This is a genomic window from Acinetobacter sp. SFA (assembly GCF_001647535.1).
GTDB lineage: Bacteria > Pseudomonadota > Gammaproteobacteria > Pseudomonadales > Moraxellaceae > Acinetobacter > Acinetobacter pecorum.
On sequence record NZ_LSZI01000018.1, the window covers coordinates 128,776 to 140,818 of the forward strand.

Below are 12,043 nucleotides of genomic sequence, written 5' to 3' on the forward strand. Positions count from 1 at the left end.
GATCCCAATAGTACATTGCATCGAAGCCACCACGCGGGCTTCTCATATAATCATTCATGTTGTTCTACCCTCATTGTTATTAAGCTATTTATCTGAAATCGGGGCATGTCCCTGAAGCAATCAGCCCCTTCTTCTTCCGGATTCATATTTGGATTTGATGTTTTCAGACTTACACCAGGTAGATGGCACTACCTTCAAACATCATGCTCCATTGCAAAAAAGCCCCAGTGGTTCACTAGAGCTTTTCAGGTATTTTTAGTTATTGGGTGGCCTGCCCGTCAGTCGCGGTTGCAGTTGCTTCTGTACCATCAGTTGCAGTTGCTTCAGTTCCATTATTCGTGGTAGCAGTGCCTTGTGTAGGCTCACCGACTGGGGTCGAATTATTTGGGGTAGCAGGCTGCACATTTGGATTTGGATGCCCAGCAGGCGCATCACTTGCATCTGGCTTCATGTCAGAAAACATATAAAACAGTAGGGCAAGTAAAAAAATACCGACCAAAATCAAGATATAAACAGGGATACGCTTTTTCTGCGTCACGTCTGCCTGATGATTCAAAGGTGGTTTTTTATTGAAATCATCGACCATAACCATCCTCACTCTTTGTTATTCATAAGTAGATTTTTAGAATAACAAGCTGTGAATAAGGCTTCTGTGACAAAACATGGTGAGATGGTGACGAGATGTAAGTCACTAATCCCTCAGAATTCTCTCATTGATGCCTTGGTTAAAATAGCCGTTTTACTGAGGTATGTTGCATATCGACTGGGGTTTGGTGTTCATCTTTCAACTGCACCCCTGAAAGCTTAAGTTCGCAGGATTTACGCATCAATGCCACCAGTCGCTGAATGGCAATTGGATATGCCAGACCTGCAGGCCGCACATTGGAAATACAGTTACGCAAGGCATCATGACAGCCTTTAAAAGCATTATAAGTATAGTAAATACCCATACTGTCTGGTGAGCTTAAGCCTGGCCGCTCACCAATCAGCATAACCAGCATTTTGGCTTTCAAGATTTCTGCGACTTCATCCCCTAAAGCGACCCGACTGCCTTGTGCAATTACCATGGGCGCAACCTTCCAGCCTCCCTCCTTGCAAGCGTCTATCAAGGCTGGAACAAAATAAGGTGCATTTTCCTCAATAGCACGCGCCGACAGCCCATCTCCCAGCACAATGGCTACATCCCAATGTTGCTGATGTTCGGCCCGGTATTGCTGCAACATCGTTTTGGATTGTTGTGAAAGCACACGCCCGAGATCGGGACGTTTAAGATAAAGATCTTTCTCTACCGCCTGACTGTCAATTTCCAGAATGGGTAGTCCTGTTTTACTCAAACCCGCTTTTAACGATTCAACATCAAGTGGCTTCAGTACGGCATCTTTGGCCTGAGCATGCGCTAGCTGAAATTCCAGACTTGGTCGAGTCGGCAAGCTGCCACCAGTTCGGCCTAAGGCAATCCGTGCATCAGTAAAAGCTTTCAATTTCTGCCAGGGATTATCCTGTAATTGGGACTCAAATTTCACATCGGCAATCAGTTTCATAGTACTTCCTCAAGACAGGATTAGACGTGAAAATTGCTTCGGTAGCTCGGTCGGCCAGTGCAGCTGATTGGACTGTTGCGCCAAAATTCCCTGCTGCTCCAGCCAGTGGTCAAATTCGGGGGCCGCTTTTAATCCCAGTAATTGCCGGATGTAGAGCGCATCATGAAAGGAGGTCGTCTGATAATTCAGCATCACATCATCTGAACCGGGAATACCCATGATAAAATTCAGTCCGGCATTGGCAAGCAAGGTCAGCAGTACATCCATATCATCCTGATCGGCATCGGCATGGTTGGTGTAGCAAATATCGCAGCCCATTGGCACACCGAGCAGCTTGCCACAAAAATGGTCTTCCAGTCCGGCCCGGATAATCTGCTTGCCGTTATACAGATATTCCGGCCCGATAAAGCCGACTACAGTATTGACCAGCAAGGGATTAAACTTACGTGCCACGGCGTAGGCACGCGCTTCCACAGTCTGTTGATCCACGCCATGATGGCCATTGCTAGACAAGGCACTGCCCTGTCCGGTTTCAAAATACATGACATTTTGGCCCACGGTGCCGCGTTGCAGGCTTAAGGTCGCCTCATAACCTTCCTGCAACAGCGCCAGATTGATGCCGAAACCGGTATTGGCTTTTTCGGTTCCCGCAATGGACTGGAACATTAAATCAATCGGAACATTTTTATTTGCCAGCTGAATGCCGGACGTGATATGGGTCAAAACACAAGACTGGGTCGGAATCTTATATTCCTGGATAATATGATCGAGCAGTTTGAGCAGCTCAGTCAAATTCTGCAGATTATCTGTCGCCGGGTTGATTCCGATGACCGCATCTCCATTGCCATACATCAGTCCATCCAGAATCGAAGCTGAGATTCCCATCAAATCATCAGTCGGATGGTTCGGCTGCAAGCGGGTGGAAAGATGCCCTTTCAGACCAATGGTATTTCTAAAACGTGTGATTACACGACATTTTTTTGCCACTAGAATCAGATCCTGATTGCGCATAATCTTGCTCACTGCCGCGACCATTTCCGGAATCAGACCCATTTTTAAAGCAGCAAGTTTTTCTGTGGTGGCATCTGCACTGAGCAGCCAGTTACGAAAATCTCCAACAGTAAAATGCGAGATCGGATAAAAGGCATCAGCATCATGTTCATCCATGATCAGGCGGGTGACCTCGTCCTTTTCATAAGGAACCACTGCTTCTTGCAAAAACTGCTGTAACGGCACTTCTGCCAGACACATTTGTGCAGCGACCCGCTCGGTTGCATCAGTGGCCGCAATCCCTGCCAGCTGATCACCAGAACGTTCAGGCGTAGCCTTGGCCAACAGGGTTTTTAAATCCTCAAAAACATAATACTGACTGGCCACATTGATCTGATACAGCATAAGCGTGTTCTCCATGCTAGATAATTTATTTCAATTCCTTTTCTGCTGCCTCGATACGGGCAAATTCTTCTTCCGGTGTACCTGCCACTAGATGATGACGGCTATACAGCAGGAAATAGAGAATCAGTGCCACGTAAATGGCAGCTGCCATTAACCAGACTTTTGGATCAACCAGAAAGCCTGCGACCACTGCAATGGCTGCAAGCACTAAAGCAATCGATGCCGTGACAATACCACCTGGTGCCTGATAAGGACGTGCCAGATTCGGCCGGGACAGTTTAAGTTTGATATAAGCCATCATCATCAGCACATAGGAAATAGTGGCACCAAAGACTGCCATCAGAATCAGCAGATCACCTTCACCCGAAAGGGACAACAGGAAGCCAATAATCCCCGGAATAATAATGGCCAAATAAGGTGCATGATTGCTGTTGGTCAAGGACAGTTTTTTCGGTAAATAACCGGCACGTGAGAGTGCAAAAATTTGACGGGAATAGGCATAGATAATCGAGAAGAAACTGGCGATCAGACCCGCCAGCCCGACAAAATTCACGAAACTTGCCATCCAGGTATTGGCGCCATACACTGCAACCAAGGCATCCACCAGTGGTGCACCAGAATCTTTCAGCGTATCTGCACCTGCTGCGCCAGGACCGAGCAGCAAAATACTCAGGGCAAAGAATGCCAGAATCAGCATGGAACCAATCAGGCCACGCGGCAAGGATTTGGCTGGCTCTTTGGCCTCCTCGGCTGCCAGTGGCACCCCTTCAACTGCCAGAAAAAACCAGATCGCATAAGGCACTGCTGCCCAGATACCCAGATAACCCAATGGCAGGAAACTGCTTGCACCAACTGCTTTCTTACTGACTGCAATATCAAACAGGTTTGCACTATCAAAATAGGGCAACATGCCAAAGATAAACACCATCAAGGCAATCGCGGCAATGGCGGTGATCACAAACATGATTTTGAGTGCTTCACCTGCACCTTTCAGATGCAAGCCCATAAAAACCAGATAGCTCACCAGATAAATGATCCAGCCGCCAATACCAAACAAGGCCTCGCAATAGGCGCCAATAAAACAGGCAATTGCTGCCGGAGCGATGGCATACTCAATCAGGATGGCACTTCCGGTCAGATAGCCGCCAAAGGGACCAAAAGCAGTCCGGGCAAAACTGTATCCCCCACCGGCGGTAGGCAGCATGGTGGACATTTCAGACATGGCCAAGCACATACACAGATACATGAATGCCACTACAATGGTCGCAATAAACATACCTCCCCAGCCCGCCTGTGCCAGACCGAAATTCCAGCCGGCAAAATCACCGGAAATCACATACGCGACCCCCAGACCAACAAGAAGCAACCAGCCTACAGCACCTTTCTTGAGCTGTCGCAAGGCAAAATAATCTTCCTGTACTGCTGTTTCAGTCACACCGGTATCAATCACACTTTTTGATTCTGACATAGCAACCTCGTTATTTTTATCGTTGTTCCCTGAAAATATGCATAAGTCGTACCAGTTACGGGAGCTACAGCGAAGACATCCGGAACGCTGCCTTTCAGCGATGAAATGCGTTATAATTATCCACCTTTTCATTTATACACCCGAGTTATATGGCGTATCGTCAACAAAGTGTATCGCTTGATCTTGATACTGACGTCACACATCAATGCATGCTGCACTACAGCCGCGATCAGCATCTGATTGGAATTATTGAATTCAGCAAGCCAAGCTTCCTGCTTCGCTGGCAGGATCTGGAATATTTCCGTCGTCGTACCGAGGAATTTTCCGTGATGCCTTTTCCGGACTGTGTCAATGCAATGATTATCGATATTCGAGATGTAACGGCATGGCTGGATAATGAAGTGCCAATTATTCCGTGGCGCTTACTGGAAGAAGACTGTCCAGTGCGTCTGGTCGTGCCTGCAGACCGTATTGAGCACTATGCAGGATTCTTTGAACCGACCTGGCTCAGCTCCGATGTCGAAACCGCCATTCAGGAAATCCGTGAATCCATGGATATGTTTGTACATTAAGCTTGAAACAAAAAACCTCCGCAATGGAGGTTTTTTATGACTTATTGTTTTTTCGTCTTTTGAACCTAAGCCTCATACCTATTTGCATCTTGTCCCTGATCCACCAGGTTTTCTTTTTAAGTCAGTAACATTTCAGCAATAAATTCAGCTTGAGTCCTGCTGGAATTATCCACTAAGATGAATATAAACGAGCATTTAGACTTTATAGCAATAATCTTAATACAGTCTTAGCACAAAAATAGGCTCGATCATAATAATGGAAAAATGGAGTTTTACGATGAAATTAAAATCTCAATTGGCTACCTTGCTGTGTGCCACCCCGCTGATCTTGGGACTGAGTGCCTGTAGTGATAATCAGGCGCCAAATACTCAGCAAAGCGGCGAGAAGGCTTCCGGCACACTCAATAAAATCAAACAGTCCGGCACCATTGTTTTAGGTTATCGCGACTCCTCGATTCCATTTTCCTATATTGCCGACAACCCGAATCAACCCGTCGGCTATGCGCATGATCTGCAACTAAAAGTGGTCGAAGCCGTCAAACAGAAGCTGAACATGCCTGATCTAAAAATCCGTTATAACCTGGTAACCAGCCAGAATCGGATTCCTCTGGTTTCCAATGGTACGGTTGATCTGGAATGTGGATCGACAACTAACAACAAAGAACGTCAGCAACAGGTCGATTTCTCAGTCGGCTTCTTTGAAGTGGGTTCCCGCCTGTTAACCGCAACCGATTCCGGAATCAAGGACTTTAGCGATCTTAAAGGTAAAAAGGTCGTCACCACTGCCGGCACCACATCTGAACGTTATATCCGCCAGCACGAAAAAGAACTGGGTATTGGTGAAATTATTTCTGCCAAAGATCATGCAGAATCCTTTTTAATGCTGCAAAATGGCCGGGCTGCAGCCTTCATGATGGATGACATTCTGCTGGCCGGAGAAAAATCCAAGGCTAAAAATCCGGAGAAGTGGCACATTGTTGGCACTGCCCCGATTCATGAAATTTATGGCTGTATGCTGCGTAAGGGTGACCCCGAGTTTAAGCAGGTTGTGGATGATGCTATTAAAGCCACGTATAGCTCCGGTGAAATCAACAATATGTATAAAAAATGGTTCCAGTCGCCTATTCCACCTAAGAATATCAACTTGAACTATGCCATGTCTGATGCGTTAAAAAATTTGATCAGCAACCCGCATGACCGTGATCAATAAGCATTGAATCTTATCCACCTTACTTAAGCCTAATATGTTTAAGGATCTTTGTTGGAGTTGCGATGAATTATAGCTGGAATTGGGGTGTCTTATTGCAACCGACCGGGATTGGGGATACCACCTATCTGAACTGGATCATGACGGGTATCGGCTGGTTGGCTGTGATTGCGATTGTCGCCTGGTCAATTGCCATGCTGCTGGGTAGCCTCTTAGGCATCATGCGGACCTTACCCAGTCCTACAGCTCGGGCTATTGGAACGGCCTATGTGACCATTTTCCGTAATGTGCCTTTACTGATCCAGTTATTTATCTGGTTTTATGTGGTGCCCAACTTTCTGCCCAGCTATATTCATAACTGGTGGATCAATGATTTAGGCGCCAATACCACGGCACTAATTTCTGCCAGTATCGGCTTGGGGCTGTTTACCGCAGCGCGGGTTTGCGAACAGGTACGTACCGGGATTGAAGCTATTCCAAGCGGACAGGTCAATGCCGGCTATGCCATGGGTTTTAGCACTGCACAATTATATCGCTATGTGATCTTACCGCAGTCTTTCCGTTTGATTTTGCCACCGCTCAGTTCTGAACTGACCAACTGCGTCAAGAATACCTCGGTGGCTTCATTGGTCGGGGTTGCAGAAATCATTTCCCAGATGAAAACCATCAGTGAATACACCCAGAATACCATCGAGATTTACACCTACGTCACCCTGATTTTTATCCTGATTAATGTCTGCTTAATCAGTTTCATGAATTTTCTGGAAAAGCGCTTTCAGGTACCTGGACTAATTGCAGGAGTGAAATAATGGAAGGGTTCACTGCATTTTTTCAGGATTTACAGCTTTCCGCACCAGCACTCTGGCATGGTTTCAGTATCACTTTAAAAGTTGTATGTTTTGCCACGGTTGGCGGGATTCTGATTGGTACCTTGCTTGCTTTGATGCGGCTGTCATCAATCCGGGTATTGAAATGGCTTGCCAAAGGCTATGTGAATCTGTTTCGCTCCATTCCCCTGCTGCTGGTGCTGATGTGGTTCTATTTTGCTGTGCCCTTTATCTATACCGGGCTGACTGGCAAATACCTGACTATGGATACAGCCCTGGTATCCAGTATTGTCGCCTTTATGCTGTTTGAAGCCGCCTATTTTTCGGAAATTGTCCGTGCCGGGATTCAGTCCATTCCGAAGGGTCAAACCGATGCTGCCTCTGCACTGGGGATGAGTTATGGCCAGTCCATGCGACTGATTGTTCTGCCTCAAGCCTTTCGCAAGATGACACCGCTGTTATTACAACAGACTATTATTCTGTTTCAGGACTCGACCATGGTCTATGCCATTGGCCTGCTGGACTTTTTCCGTACCAGCTATGTCCGGGGGGACCTGATGTCTTTACTGACCCAATATATTCTTTTTGCCGGCTTGGTGTATTTCACCGTTAGCCTGATTGCCACGTATATCGTGAAAAAATTACAGCGGAGGTTAACTGTATGAACGAAGCCAAAGTCATGATTGACCTCCAGCATGTCAGTAAATGGTATAAAGATTTTCAAGTACTGACTGACTGCACGACGCAGATCCGGCAAGGTGAAGTTGTCGTTGTCTGCGGTCCTTCAGGCTCAGGAAAATCCACCCTGATTAAAACCGTCAATGGCCTAGAACCTATCCAGCAAGGCAATATTCTGGTCGATGGGATTAAAATTAATGATCCGAAAACCAATTTGAATAAATTACGCAGTCGCGTCGGCATGGTCTTCCAACATTTTGAATTGTTCCCGCATCTCAGCATTACCGAGAACCTGAGCATTGCCCAGATCAAGGTATTGGGCCGTTCTGAAGCCGAAGCCAAACAGAAAGGTCTTGCCTATTTGGATCGTGTCGGCCTAAGTGCGCAAGCCAATAAATATCCGGCACAACTTTCTGGAGGACAGCAGCAACGTGTTGCGATTGCCCGTGCACTGAGTATGGATCCGATTGCCATGTTATTTGATGAACCAACTTCTGCACTTGATCCTGAGATGATTAATGAAGTGCTCGATGTCATGGTCGGACTGGCCCAAGAAGGTATGACCATGATGTGTGTTACGCATGAAATGGGCTTTGCCCGACAAGTCGCAAATAGGGTAATCTTTATGGATCAAGGTAAAATTGTGGAAGATTGCAGTAAGGACGATTTCTTCAATACACCGCGTGGTGAGCGTGCCCAGCAATTCCTGAACAAGATTTTGCATTAAGCTTTATTCGTCATCTTTCATCTCAAAGCTCCTTCAATTTTCAGAAGGAGCTTTGAGTCTAAGCTTTTTGCTTACCAGTAATTTTCTACTGCAATATTTCCTTCACCACGGCGGTTCATGGTTAGGCCACGGGCCTTTAAAGCTTCTTTGGTGTCGTTCACCATCTCCGGATTACCGCAAAGCATGACATGGGTCGTTTCCGGATTAAACGTTAAACCCGCTACCTTTTCCAGTTCACCATTGGCAATCAGGACCGGCAAACGGTCGTGCAAAGGTGCATCAGGTTCACGGGTAATCACCGGGATAAATTTAAAACCGCTATGCCCTTCGCCAAAGGTCTGGGCAATTTCCTGAATCCGCTCTATATAAGCAAGTTCATCCCGGGTGCGTACACTATAAACCAGATTGATCTTTTCGTATTTGCTCCAGGTTTCAAAGTCTTGCAACATGCAGATAAATGGTGCCAGACCCGTCCCAGTACCCATTAGCCACAGGTCTTTCGGTAAAGGCAACTGATAACGTGCCAGAGTCAGATAGCCATAAGAAATTTTTTCCAGAAACAGCTCATCCCCGACTTTGAGATGCTGTAAATTGGAAGTAAATTTACCTTCGGGTACGACTACCGAGAAAAACTCCAGGATTTCATCAAAAGGTGATGAAACCACTGAATAGGCACGAACTACCAGTTCATCTCCCACCTGCAGGCCAATACGCGCAAACTGTCCGGCCGTAAACTTGAAATGTGCCGGGCGCGTCATCGTAAAACTAAATAATGTATTGGTCCAACGATGTACAGATAAAACTTTTTCTTGGGTAAATTTTTCAATTGACATGATTTCAACGTGGCATGAAAGACTGTGCTCATGGTAGCATGGCAGCATAATTTATTAATATTTTTTAAATGTTAAGGCTCTACTCATGCGCATGACTTTACGCCAATTGGCTGTTTTTGTAGCAGTGGCACAAGAGGGTACCGTAACGAAGGCTAGCGATGCCGTCAAGCTTACACAAAGTGCGGCTAGTATGGCGTTAGCAGATCTGGAAGATGGTCTGGGTGCTCCACTATTTGACCGTCTGGGCAAACGCTTACAGCTGAATGATCTAGGGCGCTTTCTTCTCCCTCAAGCCCTGGAAATTTTAGGTCGTTGTGAATCGTTTGAACAAGTCGCCAAAGGCGAGCTGCAAAGTATCGATTTACGTTTAGGCGCAACTCTGACGATTTCAGATTATCTGATTCCTGACCTGATGGCCGATTTCCTGAAAATTCAGCCGCAAACCCATTTACAGCTTCAGGTTGGCAATACCCGTCAAATGATTGAAGCGGTAAATCAGTTCCAGCTGGATCTTGCCCTGATCGAAGGCTCCTGTCATCTTCCGCAGTTACAATGTATCCATTGGCGTGATGATGAGCTGGCTGTATGCTGTGCACCGGATCATCCCCTTGCACAATTGAACCGTGAGCTGACCGCTGAAGACTTCAAATCTGTGGAATGGATTTTGCGTGAAGAAGGTTCAGGTACCCGTGAAGTGTTTGACAATGCCATTTTAAAAGATGTGCCGGATGCCAGCATTCGTCTCACTCTCGGTCATAATGAAGCCATCTTGAAAATTGTAGCAGGTGGAATCGGCATGTCCTGTATTTCCAAACTTGCGATTGAACCATTACGTGAAAAAGGTCAATTGGTGATTCTGGATACCCCGTTCTGGTCGTTGACTCGTCCGCTGTTCATGCTGGTGCATCGCCAGAAATATCAGGGCCCAGGGCTAAAAGCCTTTATGAATTTTTGTGAAAGCTAACAATAAAAAAAGCACCTGAAGGTGCTTTTTTTTATGACTCATTAAAACTGACTTTCACATGGAATACCATCGCCGTCGCCATCCATTTTAGTATTTGCGCAGTTACGAATAAAAAATAATGCTTCCTCATAAGAACTCATCTGACTACAGTGTTCTCGACCATCGCATTTAAATTGAGAAACAGATGGCGAAGTCATTTCTGAAGTTTTCAGATTGACGGAGTTGACTTGACTTCGTAGATCAGTCCCGTGATTTTCCAAGTTCTTCCGGCCCTGCTCCGATAATCCTTGTATTGGCAGATCGCCTTGCGCTGCTCGCTGCTCAGCGACAATTCGTTGCTGCTCTAATATCAATTCTTCCAGCTTTTGCTGTTTTTGAATTTGGTAGCTTTGGTATTGGTTATAAACAAGACCAGCAAGGGTCAAAATAACAAACAGCCCTGATAGTGTAATTATTTTTGATGTAGTCGATGATTTTGCCTTTTCATAATGTGGGGAAGTATGTATTTCAGGATCTTCATACTGATCATCATTCTGCTCAACAGCTACCTTTGATTTAATATCCAGTCGAGCAATATGGTCTGCCTTAAACTTTCCATTATCTTCTACAATCAGAAACTTTAATTTTTCCCCAATTCTTGGTGGAATATTTTTATTAGGAAAGTCTGTGACATGAAAAAATAAATCTTTAGATTGCCCTTCGATCTGAATAAAACCAAAACCACGCTCTTCGTGAAAAGTTTTAATTTTCCCCTCTTGAAACATAATTCACTCTTATCTTTAATATTTTTAATAATTGTAATGAAAAAGAGACTATAAAGCTTTCTTGATTTTTTTGATGCTGAAACAAAAAAGCACCGCAAGGTGCCTGTTAAAATTGAAGAATAGATAAATTCCAAGTTAAAAATAGAAAATAGGCACTCTCTAGCGTAACTTTAAACTTCACCAAAAATCATAAAACCAACAGCTGATACCAATGCCAGCCATAATGTTGGACTAAAGAAAATTGAATTGCGTAGCGGAACAGACACTGTTGGTGCCAAGGACTGTAAGGCAACAATATCTGGCACAAACTCATCCTGCACTTTAATATCAAGGCGCACCATATTGTCCAGTTTCATCTGACCTTGGTCGACAATGACTCTAAATTTAAGTCGCTCTCCGATTTGTGGTTCAATTTCAGGCGAAGGTAAATCCTGTAGCTTAAAACCTAATTCTTTAGCTTCTCCTGTGATCTCCAGAATACCTAAAGCACCTTCGCAATCATAAGCTTTAATTTTTCCATCCTTAAACATGACATTTATCTCTATTAATCAACAAATGTATTTTAATTGAGGAGAAATAGGGAGGATTGTAGAGCTTTGGTGGAAATTTTATTGTTTGCGTAAAGAAAAGCAGGCTTTAGGTTACAAAGCCTGCTTTAAACCTACCACTGACAAATTCTTATATAAATAAAGAGGCACGAATGCCTCTTTATTTAGCCCTACCCATCGCAGACTAGCGCTTAAGGTTTGATAATAATGCAGAAGTAATTGACTGGTTATGTGCAGCAACCTTAGATTTTTTAGCTTTCTTTGATTTGTCTTCGACACGTTCAATCTTGATCGCTTTATATTTGTCGCCATTTTCAACCACATTAAATTTCACGCGTTCATTGCGTTTTGGTTCCCCTTCTGCTGCAGGGAAGTCTGAAATATGGAAGAAGACATCTCCTTCAGTGCAGCCAATAAAACCGAAACCTTTGGCAGAATCATACTTCTTGATTTTGCCCTGATACAATTCATCTTTCATGCTGTTGTCCTATTCTGAAAATGCCTTTTCTACATTATATA

The 12,043-nt window shown here is 45.0% G+C and carries 14 protein-coding genes; 6 read left to right on the forward strand and 8 right to left on the reverse strand.

Features of this window, described 5'->3' with window-relative positions:
• Positions 1-259: 259 nt before the first annotated feature.
• From AY607_RS10455 to eat, 4 genes are all read right to left on the reverse strand, one after another.
• Complete coding sequence (locus tag AY607_RS10455) at positions 260-586, reverse strand: hypothetical protein (RefSeq protein WP_064096439.1); 327 nt, start codon at positions 584-586, stop codon at positions 260-262.
• Positions 587-725: 139 nt separating this feature from the next.
• Positions 726-1,541 (reverse strand): ethanolamine ammonia-lyase subunit EutC, encoded by an 816-nt coding sequence (gene eutC / locus AY607_RS10460; RefSeq protein ID WP_064102490.1) that lies wholly within the window; start codon positions 1,539-1,541, stop codon positions 726-728.
• Positions 1,542-1,550: 9 nt separating this feature from the next.
• On the reverse strand, positions 1,551-2,936 hold the full coding sequence (locus tag AY607_RS10465; protein WP_064096441.1) for an ethanolamine ammonia-lyase subunit EutB: 1,386 nt from the start codon (positions 2,934-2,936) through the stop codon (positions 1,551-1,553).
• Between the two features lie 25 nt (positions 2,937-2,961).
• Positions 2,962-4,404, reverse strand: coding sequence for an ethanolamine permease (eat, locus tag AY607_RS10470; protein WP_064102491.1), 1,443 nt, complete (start codon positions 4,402-4,404; stop codon positions 2,962-2,964).
• 149 nt (positions 4,405-4,553) lie between these two features.
• Here eat and AY607_RS10475 point away from each other — a divergent pair, with 149 nt between their 5' ends.
• The 5 genes from AY607_RS10475 to AY607_RS10495 all read left to right on the forward strand — a co-directional run bounded on the left by AY607_RS10475 (position 4,554) and on the right by AY607_RS10495 (position 8,415).
• Entirely contained in the window at positions 4,554-4,976 is a 423-nt protein-coding gene (locus AY607_RS10475; RefSeq protein WP_064096443.1) for a hypothetical protein, read from the forward strand.
• Between the two features lie 277 nt (positions 4,977-5,253).
• Entirely contained in the window at positions 5,254-6,186 is a 933-nt protein-coding gene (locus tag AY607_RS10480; RefSeq protein ID WP_064102492.1) for a transporter substrate-binding domain-containing protein, read from the forward strand.
• Between the two features lie 62 nt (positions 6,187-6,248).
• The gene (locus AY607_RS10485) at positions 6,249-6,992 is read left to right on the forward strand and encodes an amino acid ABC transporter permease (protein WP_064096445.1); all 744 of its coding nucleotides are present in this window, start codon (positions 6,249-6,251) and stop codon (positions 6,990-6,992) included.
• Complete coding sequence (locus AY607_RS10490) at positions 6,992-7,675, forward strand: ABC transporter permease subunit (protein ID WP_064096446.1); 684 nt, start codon at positions 6,992-6,994, stop codon at positions 7,673-7,675. Before AY607_RS10485 ends, AY607_RS10490 begins: the two co-directional genes overlap by 1 nt.
• Before the next feature lie 14 nt (positions 7,676-7,689).
• Positions 7,690-8,415, forward strand: coding sequence for an amino acid ABC transporter ATP-binding protein (locus AY607_RS10495; RefSeq protein ID WP_171254964.1), 726 nt, complete (start codon positions 7,690-7,692; stop codon positions 8,413-8,415).
• A gap of 71 nt (positions 8,416-8,486) precedes the next feature.
• On the opposite strand, the gene AY607_RS10500 is transcribed toward AY607_RS10495, so the two are convergent.
• A complete protein-coding gene (locus tag AY607_RS10500; RefSeq protein WP_064096448.1) occupies positions 8,487-9,248 on the reverse strand; it encodes a ferredoxin--NADP reductase in 762 nt (253 codons plus the stop codon).
• 85 nt (positions 9,249-9,333) lie between these two features.
• Here AY607_RS10500 and gigC point away from each other — a divergent pair, with 85 nt between their 5' ends.
• Complete coding sequence (gigC, locus tag AY607_RS10505; RefSeq protein WP_064096449.1) at positions 9,334-10,212, forward strand: LysR family transcriptional regulator GigC; 879 nt, start codon at positions 9,334-9,336, stop codon at positions 10,210-10,212.
• A 41-nt stretch (positions 10,213-10,253) separates the two neighbouring features.
• Here the strand turns inward: gigC and AY607_RS10510 are convergent, their stop codons facing one another.
• From AY607_RS10510 to AY607_RS10520, 3 genes are all read right to left on the reverse strand, one after another.
• A complete protein-coding gene (locus AY607_RS10510; RefSeq protein ID WP_064102493.1) occupies positions 10,254-10,976 on the reverse strand; it encodes a cold shock domain-containing protein in 723 nt (240 codons plus the stop codon).
• Positions 10,977-11,146: 170 nt separating this feature from the next.
• A complete protein-coding gene (locus AY607_RS10515; protein WP_064096451.1) occupies positions 11,147-11,506 on the reverse strand; it encodes a hypothetical protein in 360 nt (119 codons plus the stop codon).
• A gap of 202 nt (positions 11,507-11,708) precedes the next feature.
• Entirely contained in the window at positions 11,709-12,002 is a 294-nt protein-coding gene (locus AY607_RS10520) for a cold-shock protein (protein ID WP_064096452.1), read from the reverse strand.
• Positions 12,003-12,043: the final 41 nt, after the last annotated feature.